A 17,256-nucleotide genomic window follows, 5' to 3' on the forward strand; every position below is an offset into this window, starting at 1 on the left:
AATGCCTTTAGGATGCCATCAGACCACTTCCAATCCTTCCCTCGTCGTCCATGGCCCAAGCCAGTGCCATCGTGCGTCATCCGCCTGCGGCCTTAGAGCAGAGCCTGGAGCGCCTGGGTCGCAACATCCGCACGGCACGGTTGCGGCGCCGCTGGCGCCTGGAGGATGTGGCCGAGCGCATGGGGGTGACGCGCTACACGGTGGCCGATGTGGAGAAGGGCAAGGCAGGTACCTCCGTAGCGGCCTATCTCGGGGCGCTCTGGGCTCTCGGGCTGCTCGATCAGATGGCCGAGGTGGCTGATCCGGATCGGGATGAGGAGGGCAAGGCCCTGGAGGGTGCCCGCAGCCCGAAACAGGCCCCCCGCTGGCGCCGGCTGGATGACAACTTCTGACCATGACAGCTGAGCAGGAGTGCTTCGTTTATGTGGTGCTGCCGGGAGCGACGGAATTCGTCACGGCCGGGCGGTTCAAGCTCCAGAAGGATCGCCAGGGTCGTCCGGTCGGTGCGTTCGTGTACGGCCGCACTTACCGCGAGCGATCCGATGCCGTGGAGCTCGACCCGGTGGAGTTGAGGCTGGGCGCACGCCCGTTCGAAACCGGACGTATGGGCGGCTTTTTCGGGGCTCTGCGCGATGCGCTGCCGGATTTCTGGGGCCGACAGGTGATCGCCCGCCACGCAGGAATGGGGGGGGCCAGCGATTTCGATCTGCTGCTGCTTGGGCCGGATGATCGTGCTGGTGCTCTCGCTTTTGGCCGCAATGTCGAGCCACCGGCGCCGGAGCGTCATTTCAACCGAACCCTTGATCTGGAACGGATTCAGCACGTGGCTGATGCGATCCTTGCCGATCAACCGCTCAGGCCGGATTCGGCCCAGGGCCAGGTGGAGGAACTGCTGCGTGGGCCAGGCACCTCCATGGGTGGAGCACGGCCTAAAACCACCGTGGAGCATGAAGGTGCTCTCTGGCTGGCCAAGTTTCCGGCACCGATGGACACCTGGAACCAACCGCGGGTGGAGCATGGAGTGCTGCTGTTGGCCCGGCGCTGCGGGTTGCAGGTGGCGGCAAGCCAGCTCACGCAGGTTGGGGAGGCTGATGTGCTGCTGGTGAAGCGCTTCGATCGTGAATGGAGTGGGGATGGTTATCGGCGCCACAGGATGGTGAGCGCCCTCACGTTGCTGCAGGCCGAAGACAGCGCCACCGATCGCGAGAAGTGGTCGTATCGGTTGCTGGCAGATGAACTCCGGCGCGCCAGCGACCGGCCTACTGAAGATCTGCGCGAACTCTTCAGCCGCATCTGCTTCAACGCGGCAGTCTCCAATCTTGATGATCACCCGCGCAACCATGCCCTGCTGTCCCGCTCCAGCAGCTGGCGGCTGAGCCCCGCCTACGACCTCACCCCCGGAACCATGCGAACCGAAACCCGGCGCGATCTGGCCATGGTCTGCGGCTTGGAGGGCGGCCTACTCAGCCGTTGGGCCAACCGGGGCACGATCGTGGCTGGGGCCGCATGGTTCCGCCTGGAGCGGGAGGAGGCGGAATCGATCGCCACGAGGGTGTTCACCACCGTGGCGGTGGAGTGGGAGAGCACCCTGCGCAGCGTCGGCGTCAGTCAGGCCGACTGCGAGCTCGTTCGGGGGGCATTTCTATATGCGGGGCTGAATCTTGACGCTCAAACCGCCACCGCCAGCTCCGGATAGAAGGCACCCGGAATCGGCCGCTGCAGCCGCCAACGAATCGCCATCGGCCGCTCAGGTAGCGCTGCCGGTGGCGGAGGCGGTGGTGGTGGTGCTCTGGCTCTCCCCGTGGAACTGCGACGGGGCCAGGGCCAGGTCGCGGTAGCAGTTGGACGGGGAGAAGAGGGCTTCGCTCTTGTTGAGGGTCACGAACAGCAGGTCGGTCTGGCTGGGTTCGTGCCAGAGGAACCGAGGGCACAGCCGACGACATGACAGGAGATCAACGAGGAGATCAAGGTTTATCGCCAGGAGCAACGGATTGTTGCTGCTTCTTGATCCCATAGTCTCTTTCTGGATTGATCTGGCAGAGAGTATTTCGTTGATCCAGTATTCAAGTTGCGCCGAGGCTGGCGAGAATCTTGCGGGCCAGTGGTTCCTTGATTTCGTTGTGTCTGGGGATAGCTTCCTTCATACCAGTGGCTGGATTGATCCAGATGGAGTGTGAAGCTCCTTCCCGTTTAAGAACACATCCAGCCATACGTAGCCGCCGTTCCAGATCACGGCGTTTCATCCGATCTGCAGGGGCATGCGCACGGCATCGGTTGGCAGGCCACGGCTGATATCAGCCTCACGATCTTCAAGCAGCAGCTCAATGGCGGCCTGCAGATCCTTTCTTGCTTCTTCCATGGATTCTCCCTGGCCGTTAGCGCCGGGAATCTCCAGGCAGATCGCCCAGAAGCCACCCTCCGGAGCTGGCTCGATCACGGCAGTCAGTTCCCCCTTCATCAAACCAGCCTCGTTACCACATTTCAATCAGTTTAGGTTCAACAAAAAAGTGGCAGCAGTCAGGGATCCGACCAGGCGCCCTCTCTTGACGCGTTGCCCCCCTTCAAACCGCCAACCCCATCCCCTGCATCCACCCCGCCGGGATCGCCCTATCCAGCCGCCAGCGAATCGCCATCGGGCGCTCGCCTTTGTGACTTTGGAAGGTGGCGCTACCTGGCCGCCGGCCAGCGTGGCGGAGCCACCAGCCGAGGCACACGAATGGTTCGGTGACGCTGCCCCGCTTGCGCTGCTCGCGCTTGTAGCGCAGGGGTTTCAGCGTGGCGAGCGCACTTCGACCCAGGGCTCACCTTCACCAAGGCTGGCCACAGCCTGCTCAAGGGTGCGCAGCAGCACGGCCTGGAGAGCCCAGCGGCATAAAGATCAAGGACATCGCTCACGCGGATCCGCATTCCTCTGATGCAGGGCTTGCCGCCGCACTGGGATGGGTTGTGGGTGATGCGGGAATGAGCCATAAAAACAGGCTACCGGCTCCAGCCCTCCTCAAACCGCCACCGCCAGCTCCGGATAGAACGCCCCCGGAATCGGCCGCTGCAGCCGCCAGCGAATCGCCATCGGCCCCTCACCTTCGTGGCCCATGGATCCGGCAATGCGCAGGCACAGGAACGGCAGCGTGTAGCCGCCGCATCTCGAGTGATGGGGGAGGAATAGACCCATCCAGGCGTTGGATGCTTTCAAGTCGCTGGCTAAGGCATTGGGGCGTCTTTGCTCAGCACATCCTGCAGAGAGGTTTTGAGGCCAGGGAGGTCATTCTGGATCGCATCCCAGAGGATCAGCTGATCCACGGTTTCGTAGACATGGATGATTCTGTTGCGTGTACCCACGATGCGGCGGAGATCGGGGATGACGTCAAGAACGCTGGGATCGGCATCCAGGGCCCGCTTGAGTGCCGCTCCGATGATTTCGAACTTACGTTCTACTGCTGATTGAATCAATTCATCGCCAAGGTAGTGATCAGGGGTGCAGTTTCAATGAAGCGCTCAATCGCCTCGATGGCCTCAAAGGCGTCAAGCAGGCGCTTCAGCGCCTCCATTCGCATGTTCAGAGTTCCAGGAGAAGCCGCCGTGACGCGTCCACGTCTTTGCGGAAAAAGGGATTGTGGATCATGGATTCCGTCAAGAGATCCACCGGACGGCCGAAGAGGGCTTCCAATTCATCAGCGAAGGAACAGAAGCGGCGGGCGTAGCCAGGTTCCCGCTGGCCCGTCATCTGCACGATGAAGTCCAGGTCACTGCTGGCAGGGTCAAACAGGCCCTTCGCCGCCGAGCCGAACACTTCCAGCCGATCCACGCCGTAGCGGTTGCACAGGTGCCTGAGCGGCTCGAGCTGATCGGCCAATAAGGGCAGCAGTGGGGCAACCGTGTCCATGGGCTCAGGCTAATGGAGCCCGGGTTTTCCCTCAAAACGCGAACGCCAGGGTTGGCGAGGAACAGCCAGGCATCCATATCGCCGGAATCTGCCGCTCCAGCCGCAAGCGGATCTCCATGGGCCGAGGGCCAGGTCGCGGTAGCGGGTGGAGGGGGAAAAGAGGGCTTTGCATTTGCGCAGGGTGATGAACAGCAGGTCGGTGGCGCTGGGCTGGTGCCAGAGCACGCCTTCGCGGTGGATCCAGGGGGCGTCGGCGGTGAGGACGCCGAACGCGGCTTCGATCTCGGCGCGGCTGTAGCGGCCGTGCACGCGCACCGGGATGGGCAGGGTCCAGGGCAGCGGGTGCAGGCGGCGGCCTGCCAGAGCAGGGCCAGGGCGTCGGGAAGGGGGCGGAAGCGGCGGCCGGTGCCGTTTCCGCAGGGTGGCCAGCCCTCATTCGTCGGCGCGGTGGGCAGAAAGCTTCGTGGCCTGTTCTTTGTGGCTTCGCGATGATGAAGCCCATGACCACCACGCCGACCCCACTGGTGACCCGCGAGGCGTTGCAGGCCTTCACGCAGAGGTTGTTGGAGCGCTACGCCCCCGAGAAGGTGATCCTGTTCGGTTCCTTGGCTCGTGGTGAGGGGCGCTGGGATTCCGATGCCGACATCCTGGTGGTGATGCCCTTCGAGGGGCGCCACCTGGCCAAGATCCGTGAAATGCGCCGTCTGTGCCCGGTGCGATTCCCCCTGGATCTACTGGTGCGGCGGCCGGAAGAGATTGAGGTTCGCTACCGGGGGGGTGATCCGGTCGTGCGCGAGGCGCTTGACCATGGAGAGGTGCTCCATGGTTGAACCCTGGTCGGCCGTGCCGGAGTGGATGGCCAAGGCGGAAGGCGATTGGGAGGCCTTGGAGATCCTCCTGACCGGAAACAGCCCCGGCTTGCGAGATGCGGTGGTGTTTCACGCCCAGCAATGTGTGGAGAAACTGCTGAAAGCTCGGTTGATTCAGCTCGGGCAGACGGTTGACAAGATCCATGATCTGGCTGCCCTGTCTCGCCAGCTGGAAGCTGTGGATGGCCAATGGAGCTGGGATGGTACGGAACTGGCTGATCTCTCTTCAGGAGCGGTGCTCGCTCGCTACCCGGGTTTTGAGACCTCGGCCGAGGAACAGGCAGAACTCGTGCAGTTCGCCAGCCAGCTGAGGCAGGCACTGAAAATCCTGCTTGGCTCCGACAAGCCAGAAGCGTGAACAAGACGACCGATGGGGTTGGCCCTCAAACCGCCAACGCCATCACCGGCAGCCACGCCGCCGGAATCGCCCGCTCCAGCCGCCAGCGGATCGCCATCGGCCGCTCGCCCTCATGACTCTCGTACCGCGCAAACCCCAGACAAACGAACGGCTCTGTGACCGTGACCTACCGGCGCTGCTCCCGCACGAACAGCAGCACCCGTGAGCCCCGCGCCTCGTGGTGGATATACAGCTGCCCGGTAGCGGGTGGAGGGGGAGAAGAGGGCTTCGCTTTTGCGCAGGGTGATGAACAGCAGGTCGGTGGCGCTGGGCTGGTGAGCGAGCACGCCTTCGCGGTGGATCCAGGGGGCGTCGGCGGTGAGGACGCCATAGCCGCCAGGCTTCTGCGTAGGCGAAGCCTTCTCGAAGAGAAGCAGTGGGCGGCTTCGATCTCGGCCCGGACGTAGCGGCCGTGCACGCGCAGATTCAGGTTCCGTGATGAAAGGCTTCAGAGGACATCGATGAACGTTTCCGCGTCGACTTCTGCCTGGCGAAGAACGCTTCCAAGTGTCCCCACCGCCAGATCACGCCGATGGAGAGGTACCACGCATGTGACGCTGGCGTCGCCACTTTCAGGGTTGGGGGACTGTCTTCGCAGCACCACATGGCTGCCTTTCCGACGCACGATCTCGAAACCGAGGCAACTTAGGCAACGTTGACCTCGAAGGTGGTCAGCAGCCGGGGCGCCAGAGCAGGTTGCGGACATTCCTCCAGGTAGAGCTCGGTGGCTTCGCGCAGGTTGGCCAGGGCTTCCTCGATGGTGTCGCCTTGGCTCGCGGTGCCGACCTCGGGGCACTCCGCCACGTAGACCTCATCTTCCCGGTACAGGATCGCCGTGAGGCGCTGGGGGGTGGCGGTCGTCATGGTCGCCGGGGTGGTTTGGCCTTCAGTCTGGCTGGTCTCAAACCGGCAACGCCACGTTGAGGGGCGCTGCGGCAGAGCCGGCGCCGCGGATCCCGTAGAAGTCGGCAGGCTCCATGGCGAGGGCTGATCACGATTGTGGACCGCTTCCAGGAAGCCGTGTGGAAGGCGGCATGAGAGCGCAAGCTTGGTCTAGACTCGATATCGATCAACGGTGGGGTGTCATGCGCGCCAAGTTGTTCCGCAACGGCCGCAGCCAGGCGGTGCGGCTGCCGGCCGAGTTCCGCTTTGAGGGCACAGAGGTGGAGGTGCATCGCGATCCCGAGAGTGGCGCTGTGGTGCTCACACCGGTTCGACCATCGGCCCGCGCCTTGCTGGATCAAAGAGATGACCTGCTGCAGGAGCCTGGGTTCCAGGCCGAGCTGGAAGCGTTTTTCGAGGGGTTGCGCGACACGCGCCCTGCGGAACCGGTGGAGTTCATCTGATGGCTGCGGCAAAGGGGAGGCTGATGTTCGACACCAACGCCGTGAACGCCTTTCTGAAAGGCCTGTCGCCGTGCCTGGATACCTGGGTGCGTGAGCAATGCTGTTGCCTGTCGTCGATCGTGGTGGCGGAGATCCGTTACGGCCTGGAGAAGCTGCCGCCAACGTCGCGGTTGCAGGCGCTGGTGGAGAACACCCTCAAGACCCTGGAGATCCTGCCCTGGTCGGAAGCCTGCGCCAGGGTGTATGGCCGGCTGCGGGCCGATCTCGAGCGCAACGGGAAGCCGTTGGCGGCGATGGATCTGCTGATCGCCAGCCATGCCCTCAGCGAAGGTTGCGCCCTGGTGACGGCGGATCAGGCCTTTGCCAATGTGGCCGATCTGCACCTGGAGGCCTGGTAATGGCCAGCAGGCAGGGGTTGGCCAGGTGCCTTCCTACTTGGCGTTCTGCCCCCCCTCAAACCGCCAACGCCATCACCGGCAGCCACGCCGCCGGGATCTCCCGCTCCCCCTCGTGACTCTCGTAGCGCGCAACCCCCAGGCAAACGAAAGGCTCGGTGACCGTGCCCTGCCGGCTCTGCTCTGGCTCTCCCAATGGAACCGGGAGGGGCCGAGGGCCAGGTCGCGGGTGCGGGTGGTTGGGGAGGAGAGGGCTTCGCTTTTGCGCAGGGTGATGAACAGAAGGCCGATGATGGTGGGCTGGTGCCAGCGCACGCCTTCGCGTTGGATCCAGGAGGCTTCTCATTCCCTCACGACCAGGCTGTTCGTCAGGACAGAACGGTCTTCAGCTGAAGGATCAGCAGCGGCAATTCCACCTGGATCACATCCCACACCACATCAAGATCGACTCCCAGGTAGGCGTGGATGAGTTGATTGCGCATCGCGATGATCTCCCGCCAGGGGATCTCAGGATGAGCCAGCTTCACCTCCTCTGGGATGCGAGTGGCGGCCTCGCCGATCAGCTCGATGTTGCGAAGAACGGCGTCCTGCATCAGCTGATTTGCCTCGAACTGTGCACGGTCCAGCTCAGCGCAGTAGCGCACGGCACGATGGGCAAACCGATCCATGTCCTGCGCATAGAGGCGCCAGTCATGTTTCGGACTGCCATCAGAGGGGGATGGCATCCGCCTCCACCGCAGACCTGAGCTCCTGCCGGAGTGCTTGTTCTGTCACCAGATCGACAGGTTGCTGGAGCAGATCTTCCAGGAACAGCTGAAGGCCATAGAAGCGTCTGGCGGTGGCAGGGCCGTCGAAGGCCACCAGCAGATCCACATCGCTGCCCGGTGTTGCTGTGCCACGCGCCCAGGAGCCGAATAATCGCAGGCTGTGCACGCCGAAACGCTCACTCCAGACGGGCGCGTGCTGGCGTAACTGGCTGATCAACGTTTCTGAACTGACGTCCATGGCCGGCAAGGAACGCTCAGGAGTGATCTGGCATGAGGCTAAACCGCCACCGCCAGCTCCAGATAGAAGCACCCCGGAATCTCCCGCTGCAGCCGCCAGCGAATCGCCATCGGGAGATCGCCTCCGCAGAAGCTCAGCGCGGCGCGCGAATTTCGACCCAGGGTTCCCCTTCGCCAAGGCTGGCCACAGCCAGCTCAAGGGTGCGCAGCAGCACGGACTGAAGAGCCTGGTTGGAACTGTTCCCCACACGAAGCCAGATCACCTGGGGTGGTGGGCCCTGCTCGAAGAGGAGATGCAGGAAGTCGCGATCCTTCGTCATCACCACTGCGCCTGCCGATCTGGCCTGGGCGAAGATCTCCCGGTCATCCGCATTCCTGAGGCCGAGCTCTCTGACTGGCACCGCCTGGATCGGAGTGAATTGTGCTGTGATCCAACTCGCGAGGTCTGGTGACAACTGAGCATCAAGCCAGAGAATCACGCCACCAGAACAGGGTGGTTCAACTCGCGGGCGGCGTAGCTGAGGGCCGCCTGCAGATCTTCCGGCTCAAGATCAGGAAGCTCGGAGAGGATCTGATCGGGGGAGAGCCCAGCGGCATAAAGATCGAGCACATCGCTCACGCGGATCCGCATGCCTCTGATGCAGGGCTTGCCACCGCACTGGGCTGGGTTGTGGGTAATGCGCGAATGAGCCATTGCAACAAGCTAGCGGCTTCAGCCCTCCTCACACCGCCACTGCCAGCTCCGGATAGAAGGCCTCCGGAATCGCCCGCTGCAGCCGCCAGCGAATCGGCAAAGCCCAGGCACAGGAACGGCAGCGTGGAGCCGCCGCATCTTGAGTGATGGGGAGGGATAGGCCCATCCAGGCGTTGGATGCGTTCAAGTCGCTGGCTAAGGCCTTGGGGTGTCTTTGCTCAGCACATCCTGCAGAGAGGTTTTGAGGCCAGGGAGGTCATTCTGGATCGCATCCCAGAGTTGCGTGTACCCACGATGCGGCGGAGATCCGGGATGACAGTAAGAACGCTGGGATCGGCATCCAGGGCCCGCTTGAGTGCCTCTCCGATGATTTCGAACTTACGTTCTACGGCTGACTGGATCAGTTCATCGTCAAGGTAGTGATCAAGGGTGCAGTTCACAATGAAGCGCTCAATCGACTCGATGGCCTCAAAGGCGTCATGCAGGCGTTTCAGCGCCTCCATTCGCATGTTCAGAGTTCCAGGAGAAGCCGCCGTGACGCGTCCACGTCTTTGCGGAAATAGGGATTGTGGATCATGGATTCCGTCAGGAGATCCACCGGACGGCCGAAGAGGGCTTCCAATTCATCGGCGAAGGAACAGAAGCGCCGGGCATAGCCCGGTTCTCGTTGGCCCGTTATCTGCACGATGAAGTCCAGGTCACTGCTGGCAGGGTCAAACAGGCCCTTCGCCGCCGAGCCGAACACTTCAAGCCGATCCACGCCGTAGCGGTCGCACAGGTGCCTGAGCGGCTCCAGCCGGTCGACCAGCAAGGGCAGCAGTGGGGCAGCCGTTTCCATTGAGTCAGGTTAGTGGAGTCCTGGGTTCCCTCACACCGCCACCGCCAGCTCCGGAGGAGATGCCACTGAGGCGGCCATCAATCGTGCGGGATCAAAGAACTCTGAGGAACTCACTGACGTCGACCTGAGCCTAGCGAAAAGGCCTGCGAGGGTGCCCACCTTGACCGTTCGATGCAACGGAATCACGCAACCCCGGCTACCGCAGCGCATCACCATATGGCTCCGTTCTGCCGGACAGCGCTGAACCCCAGGCGTTCCAATGCCCGAATAACCTCCCGACCAGAAAGGTGCGGAAGTTCAGGTATGGGCAGGAATGCTGAACATCGTGACCAGTGGGTGGCCCGTCACAGCGAGTGGGAACTCCTCGAGATACAAAGATGTCGCCTCACGCAGATTTGCAAGTGCTTCATCAATGGACTCGCCCTCGCTTGCGGTGCCGGTTTCGGGGTTGTAGGCCAAATAGCCGCCTTCTTCGGCTGGGATGAGCACGGCTGTCAGTTCCATGGACCTACGGCTTTCACTCCATCCTGACAGGGCTGGCAGCGGTCGCCAGCTCCCGATAATCTGCCCCCTGAATCTTTTGCTGCAGCCGCCATCCTTGATAGCTCATTCGCTATCAGCCGTTTGCCCTCATGGGTCTCGTAGCTAGCGGAGCCAAGACGCTACAACGGCTTGGTGACACTGCCTTGCTTGCAGTACTCGCATACATAGCCCTGGCCGGAGGGAAGGAGCGGGCTTCAACTTGCGCCGAGGCTGGCGAGAATCTTGCATGCCAGCGGTTCCTTGATTTCATTGTGCCTGGGAACGGCTTCCTTCACACCAGTGGCTGGATTGATCCAGATGGAGTGTGAAGCACCTTCCCTTTTGAGGAGACATCCAGCCATGCGTAGCCGCCGTTCAAGATCGCGGCGTTTCATCCGATCTGCAGGGGCATGCGCACGGCATCAGCTGGAAGGCCACGGCTGACATCAGCCTCACGATCTTCGAGGAGAAGCTCAATGGCGGCCTGCAGATCATTCCTTGCTTCCTCCAAAGATTCTCCCTGGCCATTGGCGCCGGGAATCTCAAGGCAGATCGCCCAGAAGCCACCCTCCGGAGCAGGCTCGATCACGGCAGTGAGTTCCCCTTTCATCAGATCCGCCCCAGTTACACGTTCGAATGATTTTAGGTGCAAAGAAGTTTGTCAGCAGCCAGGGTTTGACCACGTGTCTTTTCTCTTGACGCGGTCGCCTCCATTCGACTGTCAGCTCAAACCGCCACCGCCAGCTCCGGATAGAAGCCCCCCGGAATCGCCCTCTGCAGCCGCCAACGGATCGCCATCGGCCGCTCGCCCTCATGGCTCACGTAGTCGGCAAAGCCGAGGCACAGGAACGGCAGCGTGACGCCGCCGCGCCGGTTCTCCTCCCGCACCAGCAACAGCACGCGGCTGCTGCGCTCGCGATGGTGGATATAGCGCTGGCCGGTGGCTGAGGCTTCGCGGGTGAGGCTCTGGCTCTCCCAGTGGAACTCAGTTCGGGAAATGGCGTAGTCGTTGTAGCGGGTGGTGGGGGAGAACAACCGCTCACTCTTCTTGAGGGTGATGAAGAACACGTCGCAGCGCGACGCCTCATCAAAGCCGAAGGCTTCTGCGCAGCAGTAGAACACCCCCTCCCGGCCCGGGAAGGGGCGGGCTTCGTGCAATAAGCCGAACGCCGCGAACACCTCGGCGCGGGAATAGCGGCCGTGGAGCTTCAAGGGCACGGGCGGGGCTGGTTCGGCGGCGGCCACAAACGGCCATTCGAGCGGCGCCACCAGGTGATCGGTGCGCTCCAGCAGCAGCGCGAACAGCTCCACCAGCTCGGCGCGGATGGCGCAAGCGGCCCAGAGCCGCACCAGGGCTTCGGGCAGGGGCAGGTGCTGGCGGCCACTGCCCCAGAGCTGGGCCAGCAGCATCCGCCACTGGCGCTCCGCACACAGCTCCAACCCCGCCGGATCGGGCGCCACGGGCCGCTGCAGCTGATCCACCAGCCAGCGCAGGCGCTCGGGGTCGTCGAGATGCAGCAGGCCGCCGGCGATGCCACGCCCCAACCGCTTCTCATCCGGCGTGGGCTCCCCGGAGGCCGCCGCCGCCCCCCAGCCCAGCTCCCGCTGAAGCAATGCCCAACACCCCGCCACCCGATAAAACTCCCCCAGCTCCATGCCGAGCCCGTCGAGCAGCGCCGCCAGCGAGCAGGCCCCGAGGCGGCGGCATTCGGTCAGCAGCTGGGGCCGGCGGCTGGGCAGCGACTCGCGCAGATTGGAAAGCACCCGCTCCGTGGAGACGCGATCGAGCTGGAGGCTGCAGCCGGCGGGGAGGAAGGGGAAGCCGGTTTCGAGCTGCTGGCGCAGCTGATCGCGGGTGCCGCCGAGCAGGGCGCGGTAGCGGAGGTCGTGGCGGAAGCGGCGGTGGGCCTGGCCAATGAAATCCAGAACGGTGAGGCAGCTCTTGCCCGGGCAGAGGCGCAGACCGCGGCCGAGCTGCTGGAGGAACACGATCGCGCTCTCGGTGGGCCGCAGGAACAGCACGGTGTCGATCTCGGGGATGTCGAGGCCTTCGTTGAACAGGTCGACGGCGAAGAGGATCTGCAGCTCTCCGGACCTGAGGCGGCGGATCTGCTCGGCGCGCTCGTCGCGGGAGCTGGAGGCATCCAGGGAGGCGGCGCGCAGGCCGACCTCGGCACATTTGCGGGCCATCCAGCTGGCGTGCTCCACGCTCACGCAGAAGCCCAGGGCCCGCATCGTGGGCACGTTCGTGATCTTGGCGGACAGTTCGCGCAGGATCAGGCGCAGGCGGGCGTCGTCGGCGGTGTAGAGGTTGGAGAGGGCCTCGGTGGCGTAGCCGTTGCGGCGCCATTCGATGCGCGAGAGGTCGGTGCCGTCGTGGAGGCCGAAGTAGTGGAAGGGGCACAGCAGGCCCTGGTCGAGGGCGCTCCAGAGCCGCAGCTCGGCGGCGGTGTGGCCCCCGAACCAATGGAGGATGTCGAGCCCGTCTGTGCGTTCGGGGGTGGCGGTGAGGCCGAGCAGCAGGGACGGCGCCAGGTGGGCCAGCCAGCGCTCGTAGCTGGAGGCGGCGGCGTGGTGGAACTCATCGACGATCACCACGTCGAAGGTGCCCGGCGCCAGGCCCGCCGGATCGATCCCCGCGAGCGACTGCACCGAGGCGAACACATGGCGCCCCTGGCCGGGACGCTGGCCATCCACCAGCAGCTCACCGAAGGAGCCATCGCGCAGCACCTGGCGGAAGGTGGCGAGGCTCTGCTGGTACGGCCCGCTGAAAAGGTGGCACTGACTACTGAGCGGGAGTACGCCTGTTCTCCAGGATCTTCGAGACGCTGCATCTAGTGTTGCCAGAACTTTCAGACGCCATGGCTGCTCAGCTCACATGGGTCACGACCCCTGCGCTCGGCCAGGGGAGATCAAGCGGTGGCAGTGCTGCCGCTGAACTGTTCGAGGGCGGTGGCAGCCAGCGCAGAAGGACCCTCCTGGAGACCCTCGTACGGGAGATCTGCCAGAACAGCACGGATCAGCGCCGCGGCAGAAAGGCTGCGGAGGTCTGCTTCGACCTGATCCTTCTGCGAGGGCAGGAGCGTGATGCTTTTCTCTCCGCCATGAACTGGGAGGCGCTGCGTCCCCATCTGGCTGCCGTGCGAGGGGGAGGCGGAGCAGCGCTGACCCTGCGTGCCGGTCTTGAGGCGATGGAGGCCGAAACTCTGGTCTGCCTCCGCATCAGTGACAACATTACGACGGACTTGAGTAGAGATAACTGACTTCTCGCCAGGAGGGGGAGCGCAATGCCGAAAGATTGGATAGAGTAAAGCAAGCAACCCAGTATTAGATTCAGAGTATACTCAGTTTTTTGTATTTCAGTTAGCCCTAAGAGGTCCACGGCCAGAGACGTCACTTTTTCAAAATACAACCGATGACGAACACCACAGTCGATTATTATGAATCAAATGCAAAAGAGTTTTATTTAGATACTGTAGACATTGACATGTCCGCTATACACGACAAGTTCTTGGCCGGAATCCCCAAAGGCGGCTTGATATTGGATGCTGGTTGTGGGTCAGGGCGTGACAGCAATGCATTTATATATCGCGGGTTTCGGGTCAAGGCTTTCGACGCATCACCCGAACTTGCGTTACTTGCCACCCAGCTGATTGGGCAACAGGTAGCGGTCCGCACCTTCGCCCAGGTTGATGAAATAGCGTGCTACGACGGAATTTGGGCCTGCGCCAGCGTTTTGCATCTGCCTGAGCAAGAAATCTCGAATACATTTAAACAACTCTGGCATGCACTAAAGCCAAATGGAATACTGTATGTGAGTTTCAAAAAAGGCGAAGGCGAGCGTACTGACACCGGTCGCCAGTTCACTGATGCAACACAAACGCGAATTGAAAACTGGCTCACAGGACTGCCAGATATCGATTCTATGGACTTCTGGACCACGGAAGAGCAGAGACCAAGTCGGAATGAAATCTGGCTAAACGCGCTCATAAACCGCAAGACATCCAAGACTAACAAACTCCTAACAGGAGAACTCGATCACGCCTTCTTGCCTCAGCTGAGCACTGCGATCGCCGAAGCGGACGAAATTGAATTTGCCGTAGCATTTGTCAAGGCCACCGGTTTGCGCTTGTTACTACCGGAACTGCAGAACGCAATCAGCCGCAGTTCCACAACCACGCAACAGAGCGCACGCCTCCGTGTAGTCACTAGTGACTACCTGGACATAACAGATCCTGAAGCCCTACGCCTGTTGATGCTGCTACAGGAGAAAGGCGCACAAGTCCGTGTATTTGAAACGAACGGACAGAGCTTTCACATGAAAGCATATTTATTTGCACAATTCAACAAAGATTATCACCTAAAGGGTACGGCATTTATAGGTTCAAGCAATATTAGCCGAGAAGCACTGACAGATGGCTTGGAGTGGAACTACAGAGTGGATTTTCCCGGTGACAACGGTTTTTTAGAAGCACGCACTCGTTTTGAGGACTTATTTTGCCATCGGCAAACCGTACTACTCACGGATGAATGGATTGATCAGTTCGAGGAGCGGCGAATCCCGCCTCAGCGTGCCATTGCACCGGGTAGCCAAGAAAAAGAACCTCCACCAACGCCAACCCCGGTACAGGTTGGAGCATTAGCAGCACTCAAAAAAACACGCGATGAGGGCTTCATGAGAGGCTTGGTAGTAATGGCAACCGGCCTGGGTAAGACTTGGTTGGCAGCTTTTGATGCCGAGCAGCTGGGTGCTCATCGGGTGTTATTTGTCGCCCATCGTGAAGAGATCTTGAATCAGGCTGCAGAAACTTTCCTGCGTATTCGTCCGCGCGCGCGCATAGGTTTATATATGGGTAAAGAGCGCGAAACCAGGGTCGATATTCTTTGCGCCTCAGTGCAAACACTAGGGAGAGCCTCGCACTTTGCGCGCTTTTCGCCACATCATTTTGATTACATCATAATTGACGAATTCCATCATGCTGCGGCACCTACCTACAGGCACTTGCTGAATTATTTCACTCCCAGGTTCATGTTAGGACTGACTGCCACGCCCGATCGGACCGACCAGTCAGACATACTTTCATTTTGCGACGACAACCTGGTATTTAGTTGTAATCTTTTCAGTGGCATCAATGCTGATCTACTAGCACCATTTCATTACTTTGGTATATGGGATACAACGGTGGATTACGAGGCAATCCCTTGGCGTAACGGCAGGTTTGACCCTGAGCAACTATCCAACAAGCTAGCAACACTGGCACGCGCCCGGCATGCATTCAGACAATGGCGTGAGAAGGGTCAGCGGCGCACCCTAGCATTTTGTGCATCAACTCGACACGCAGAGTACATGGCAGATCAGTTCCAGCACAGTGGGGTAGCGACAGCCGCTGTATATTCTGGATCCATCATGAAGCGTTGTGATGCACTGACAAGATTGGATGATGGTCGATTGCAAGTGATATTTACTGTAGACCTGTTTAACGAAGGCGTGGACTTACCCTCAATCGATACCGTGCTCATGTTGCGGCCGACCGAATCAAAAATACTCTTCCTGCAGCAGCTTGGACGCGGACTACGCAAGGCACCCGGAAAAGACAAATTGGTTGTACTGGACTTTATTGGTAACCACCAAGGCTTTTTGCACAAACCACAAGCACTAGCGCAAGTCGGCCCAAGTTATCGGCAGCTTGCAGAATTTGCCAGACAGGTTGAGTCAAAGCAACTTTTATTGCCAAATGGTTGTTTCATCAGTTACGACCTTGAGCTGATTGACTTTTTGAAGTCACTAGACAGTGACAGTATCGCAAAGGAATACGAAGCACTAAGAGGTGCATTGGATCGGCGCCCAACATTGGCTGAGTTCTACCGTGCCGGATCCAATGTAACGCGTGTCCGCCAGCAATACGGCTGTTGGTTTGAGTTCGTACAAGCTATGGGTGACTTATCTGAATCCGAAATCAATATAACCAGGGAGCATGGAGCCTTATTCCGCGAGGTTGAACTCACGCCCATGACAAAGAGCTTCAAGATGGTGTTACTTGAAGCTTTTCAAGAGTTAGACGGCTGGCAGTCCCCACCGACACTTGTGGCATTGGCTCAGCGCTCATGGCAGCTGTTGCAACGACACCGGGCCTTCTTAATGGACCTACCCGACAACATGCATGAAACCGCAGACGGTGCGTCTGCTATGTGGCAGCGGTATTGGCAACAAAACCCTGTTAATGCGTGGACTGGTGCGAGCATTCCAGATTCACGAAAAAAAATTCTTCGAAGTCGAAGAACAGCTTTTCAAGCCCACGTTTTCAGTGACATCATCATCGCTGGAAGCTTTCGAGAGTGCCATTCAGGAGCTTATCGACTACCGGCTTGCTGCCTATGAAGTTCGCCGTGTGTCCACCAGCAGTACTAGAAATGTTGTTCCTCTCCAGAGAAATGCACTAGCAAGAACCGAGCTACCTTACTTCCCGGATTTACGCATTGCCTGCGGTCACTTTCGCACCAGCACATACGAGGTCACTGAGTATCGCAGCTTGGGGGATGGATACGGAGAAATTGATCCTGCCCGTCACTTTATTGCACGCGCCACGGGCAACTCCATGAATGGTGGCAAGCAGCCCATCGCAGATGGAGACTACCTATTGTTGGAATTGGTTAATCCGCTCAATACTGGCTCCATCAATAACAGCATCATGGCGATTGAACGTCAGAACGAGCCTGGCGGCATGCAATACCTGTTGCGAGTAGTTTGCGAGGCAAAGCATGGAGTCTATCTCCTCAAGGCCAACAATCCTGATTACCAAGACATAGACGCCACGGATGCCTTGCGTACGGTGGCCCGTTTCATATCAATTATCGACCCGCTCGATATGCTCGTTGGCAAAAAGTTTCTACGCGAGGAAGTCCCTCCGCTGTTTGGAGAGCAATTCAATCCTGGCAGCTGGAACATGGGCCATGTTGTGTTGAACAAGAAAAAAGTCCACATCCTTTTCGTGACGCTTAACAAGCAAGGCAAAGCAGAGGAGCACCGTTATATAGATCATTGGGTGGACGAGCACACCTTCCATTGGCAAACTCAGAATGCCACCACACCACACAACAAGCGTGGACAAGAGATTATTGCACACGAAAAGATAGGCATTACCATACATCTGTTTGTGCGAGACACAAAGCTGCAGGGCGGCAAAGGGGCCCCATTTTTGTACGTCGGCAAAGCCCGATACCAAAGCCATACTGGTAGCGGGCCATTGAGCGTCGTCTTTGAAGTGTGATGGCGCCCAGCCAAGGCCGCCATCACATCGATCCTGATCT

At 60.3% G+C, this 17,256-nt stretch carries 28 protein-coding genes and 4 pseudogenes; 10 read left to right on the forward strand and 22 right to left on the reverse strand.

Going from position 1 to position 17,256, the window contains the following annotated elements:
* Nucleotides 1-50 precede the first annotated feature (50 nt).
* Both CJZ82_RS07825 and CJZ82_RS07830 read left to right on the forward strand, forming a co-directional pair.
* Entirely contained in the window at nt 51-392 is a 342-nt protein-coding gene (locus tag CJZ82_RS07825; protein WP_094555241.1) for a helix-turn-helix domain-containing protein, read from the forward strand.
* Between the two features lie 2 nt (nt 393-394).
* Complete coding sequence (locus tag CJZ82_RS07830) at nt 395-1,696, forward strand: type II toxin-antitoxin system HipA family toxin (RefSeq protein ID WP_094555242.1); 1,302 nt, start codon at nt 395-397, stop codon at nt 1,694-1,696.
* Here the strand turns inward: CJZ82_RS07830 and CJZ82_RS18315 are convergent.
* From CJZ82_RS18315 to CJZ82_RS19465, 8 genes and pseudogenes are all read right to left on the reverse strand, one after another.
* Nucleotides 1,669-1,918, reverse strand: a pseudogene (locus CJZ82_RS18315) (hypothetical protein); the annotation flags it as partial. The gene CJZ82_RS07830 and the pseudogene CJZ82_RS18315 overlap by 28 nt on opposite strands.
* Before the next feature lie 145 nt (nt 1,919-2,063).
* Entirely contained in the window at nt 2,064-2,243 is a 180-nt protein-coding gene (locus CJZ82_RS07840) for a type II toxin-antitoxin system HicA family toxin (RefSeq protein WP_094555244.1), read from the reverse strand.
* The gene (locus tag CJZ82_RS07845; protein ID WP_094555365.1) at nt 2,240-2,458 is read right to left on the reverse strand and encodes a type II toxin-antitoxin system HicB family antitoxin; all 219 of its coding nucleotides are present in this window, start codon (nt 2,456-2,458) and stop codon (nt 2,240-2,242) included. Before CJZ82_RS07845 ends, CJZ82_RS07840 begins: the two co-directional genes overlap by 4 nt.
* 398 nt (nt 2,459-2,856) lie before the next feature.
* Nucleotides 2,857-2,970 (reverse strand): annotated as a pseudogene (locus CJZ82_RS19460) (DUF433 domain-containing protein); the annotation flags it as partial.
* A gap of 28 nt (nt 2,971-2,998) precedes the next feature.
* Nucleotides 2,999-3,172, reverse strand: coding sequence for a hypothetical protein (locus CJZ82_RS18625; RefSeq protein ID WP_198949693.1), 174 nt, complete (start codon nt 3,170-3,172; stop codon nt 2,999-3,001).
* A gap of 29 nt (nt 3,173-3,201) precedes the next feature.
* Nucleotides 3,202-3,450: a DUF86 domain-containing protein gene (locus CJZ82_RS07865; RefSeq protein ID WP_094555247.1), complete on the reverse strand. Its 249-nt coding sequence runs from the start codon at nt 3,448-3,450 to the stop codon at nt 3,202-3,204.
* Nucleotides 3,451-3,556: 106 nt separating this feature from the next.
* Entirely contained in the window at nt 3,557-3,883 is a 327-nt protein-coding gene (locus CJZ82_RS07870; RefSeq protein ID WP_094555248.1) for a nucleotidyltransferase family protein, read from the reverse strand.
* Between the two features lie 117 nt (nt 3,884-4,000).
* Nucleotides 4,001-4,293, reverse strand: a pseudogene (locus tag CJZ82_RS19465) (hypothetical protein); the annotation flags it as partial.
* A gap of 90 nt (nt 4,294-4,383) precedes the next feature.
* Between CJZ82_RS19465 and CJZ82_RS07880 the strand changes: the two are divergent.
* From CJZ82_RS07880 to CJZ82_RS18320, 3 genes are all read left to right on the forward strand, one after another.
* Nucleotides 4,384-4,713, forward strand: a complete 330-nt coding sequence (locus CJZ82_RS07880; RefSeq protein ID WP_233130116.1) for a nucleotidyltransferase domain-containing protein — start codon at nt 4,384-4,386, stop codon at nt 4,711-4,713.
* Complete coding sequence (locus tag CJZ82_RS07885; protein WP_198949694.1) at nt 4,706-5,110, forward strand: HEPN domain-containing protein; 405 nt, start codon at nt 4,706-4,708, stop codon at nt 5,108-5,110. Before CJZ82_RS07880 ends, CJZ82_RS07885 begins: the two co-directional genes overlap by 8 nt.
* 155 nt (nt 5,111-5,265) lie before the next feature.
* Entirely contained in the window at nt 5,266-5,556 is a 291-nt protein-coding gene (locus CJZ82_RS18320; protein WP_158218510.1) for a hypothetical protein, read from the forward strand.
* Between the two features lie 41 nt (nt 5,557-5,597).
* Here the strand turns inward: CJZ82_RS18320 and CJZ82_RS07890 are convergent, their stop codons facing one another.
* A complete protein-coding gene (locus CJZ82_RS07890; protein WP_094555251.1) occupies nt 5,598-5,855 on the reverse strand; it encodes a type II toxin-antitoxin system HicA family toxin in 258 nt (85 codons plus the stop codon).
* A complete protein-coding gene (locus CJZ82_RS07895) occupies nt 5,795-6,013 on the reverse strand; it encodes a type II toxin-antitoxin system HicB family antitoxin (protein ID WP_087067897.1) in 219 nt (72 codons plus the stop codon). Before CJZ82_RS07895 ends, CJZ82_RS07890 begins: the two co-directional genes overlap by 61 nt.
* A 221-nt stretch (nt 6,014-6,234) precedes the next feature.
* Between CJZ82_RS07895 and CJZ82_RS07900 the strand changes: the two genes are divergently transcribed.
* On the forward strand, nt 6,235-6,495 hold the full coding sequence (locus CJZ82_RS07900; RefSeq protein ID WP_094555252.1) for an antitoxin: 261 nt from the start codon (nt 6,235-6,237) through the stop codon (nt 6,493-6,495).
* Entirely contained in the window at nt 6,495-6,893 is a 399-nt protein-coding gene (locus tag CJZ82_RS07905) for a type II toxin-antitoxin system VapC family toxin (RefSeq protein WP_233130117.1), read from the forward strand. The genes CJZ82_RS07900 and CJZ82_RS07905 overlap by 1 nt, the downstream gene beginning before the upstream one ends.
* A gap of 55 nt (nt 6,894-6,948) precedes the next feature.
* Here CJZ82_RS07905 and CJZ82_RS19470 read toward each other — a convergent pair.
* The 12 genes and pseudogenes from CJZ82_RS19470 to CJZ82_RS07960 form a co-directional block, all read right to left on the reverse strand.
* A pseudogene (locus CJZ82_RS19470) lies at nt 6,949-7,232 on the reverse strand (hypothetical protein); the annotation flags it as partial.
* Nucleotides 7,233-7,258: 26 nt separating this feature from the next.
* The gene (locus CJZ82_RS07910) at nt 7,259-7,615 is read right to left on the reverse strand and encodes a DUF86 domain-containing protein (protein ID WP_094555254.1); all 357 of its coding nucleotides are present in this window, start codon (nt 7,613-7,615) and stop codon (nt 7,259-7,261) included.
* The gene (locus CJZ82_RS07915) at nt 7,599-7,895 is read right to left on the reverse strand and encodes a nucleotidyltransferase family protein (protein ID WP_094555255.1); all 297 of its coding nucleotides are present in this window, start codon (nt 7,893-7,895) and stop codon (nt 7,599-7,601) included. Before CJZ82_RS07915 ends, CJZ82_RS07910 begins: the two co-directional genes overlap by 17 nt.
* Before the next feature lie 133 nt (nt 7,896-8,028).
* Entirely contained in the window at nt 8,029-8,373 is a 345-nt protein-coding gene (locus CJZ82_RS07920) for a DUF5615 family PIN-like protein (protein WP_094555256.1), read from the reverse strand.
* Nucleotides 8,370-8,588, reverse strand: a complete 219-nt coding sequence (locus CJZ82_RS07925; RefSeq protein ID WP_094555257.1) for a DUF433 domain-containing protein — start codon at nt 8,586-8,588, stop codon at nt 8,370-8,372. Before CJZ82_RS07925 ends, CJZ82_RS07920 begins: the two co-directional genes overlap by 4 nt.
* Nucleotides 8,589-8,616: 28 nt before the next feature.
* On the reverse strand, nt 8,617-8,754 hold the full coding sequence (locus CJZ82_RS18325) for a hypothetical protein (RefSeq protein ID WP_158218511.1): 138 nt from the start codon (nt 8,752-8,754) through the stop codon (nt 8,617-8,619).
* Nucleotides 8,755-8,806: 52 nt separating this feature from the next.
* A complete protein-coding gene (locus CJZ82_RS07930; protein ID WP_158218512.1) occupies nt 8,807-9,097 on the reverse strand; it encodes a DUF86 domain-containing protein in 291 nt (96 codons plus the stop codon).
* A gap of 2 nt (nt 9,098-9,099) precedes the next feature.
* Nucleotides 9,100-9,399 carry a nucleotidyltransferase family protein gene (locus tag CJZ82_RS07935; protein WP_198949696.1) on the reverse strand — a complete coding sequence of 100 codons (300 nt, stop codon included), beginning with the start codon at nt 9,397-9,399 and terminating at the stop codon, nt 9,100-9,102.
* A 324-nt stretch (nt 9,400-9,723) separates the two neighbouring features.
* Entirely contained in the window at nt 9,724-9,930 is a 207-nt protein-coding gene (locus CJZ82_RS07945; RefSeq protein ID WP_094555260.1) for a type II toxin-antitoxin system HicB family antitoxin, read from the reverse strand.
* A gap of 233 nt (nt 9,931-10,163) precedes the next feature.
* Nucleotides 10,164-10,343: a type II toxin-antitoxin system HicA family toxin gene (locus CJZ82_RS07950; protein ID WP_094555261.1), complete on the reverse strand. Its 180-nt coding sequence runs from the start codon at nt 10,341-10,343 to the stop codon at nt 10,164-10,166.
* Nucleotides 10,340-10,558, reverse strand: a complete 219-nt coding sequence (locus tag CJZ82_RS07955) for a type II toxin-antitoxin system HicB family antitoxin (protein ID WP_094555262.1) — start codon at nt 10,556-10,558, stop codon at nt 10,340-10,342. The genes CJZ82_RS07950 and CJZ82_RS07955 overlap by 4 nt, the downstream gene beginning before the upstream one ends.
* A 116-nt stretch (nt 10,559-10,674) precedes the next feature.
* The gene (locus CJZ82_RS07960) at nt 10,675-12,804 is read right to left on the reverse strand and encodes a DUF3427 domain-containing protein (RefSeq protein WP_094555263.1); all 2,130 of its coding nucleotides are present in this window, start codon (nt 12,802-12,804) and stop codon (nt 10,675-10,677) included.
* A gap of 5 nt (nt 12,805-12,809) precedes the next feature.
* Between CJZ82_RS07960 and CJZ82_RS07965 the strand changes: the two genes are divergently transcribed.
* The 3 genes from CJZ82_RS07965 to CJZ82_RS18635 all read left to right on the forward strand — a co-directional run bounded on the left by CJZ82_RS07965 (nt 12,810) and on the right by CJZ82_RS18635 (nt 17,216).
* Nucleotides 12,810-13,211 carry a hypothetical protein gene (locus CJZ82_RS07965; RefSeq protein ID WP_198949698.1) on the forward strand — a complete coding sequence of 134 codons (402 nt, stop codon included), beginning with the start codon at nt 12,810-12,812 and terminating at the stop codon, nt 13,209-13,211.
* 152 nt (nt 13,212-13,363) lie between these two features.
* Nucleotides 13,364-16,327, forward strand: coding sequence for a DEAD/DEAH box helicase family protein (locus tag CJZ82_RS07970; RefSeq protein WP_198949699.1), 2,964 nt, complete (start codon nt 13,364-13,366; stop codon nt 16,325-16,327).
* Nucleotides 16,254-17,216: a DUF3427 domain-containing protein gene (locus CJZ82_RS18635; protein ID WP_198949700.1), complete on the forward strand. Its 963-nt coding sequence runs from the start codon at nt 16,254-16,256 to the stop codon at nt 17,214-17,216. Before CJZ82_RS07970 ends, CJZ82_RS18635 begins: the two co-directional genes overlap by 74 nt.
* Nucleotides 17,217-17,256 lie beyond the last annotated feature (40 nt).

It is taken from the genome of Synechococcus sp. 1G10, assembly GCF_002252625.1.
Lineage (GTDB): Bacteria > Cyanobacteriota > Cyanobacteriia > PCC-6307 > Cyanobiaceae > Regnicoccus_A.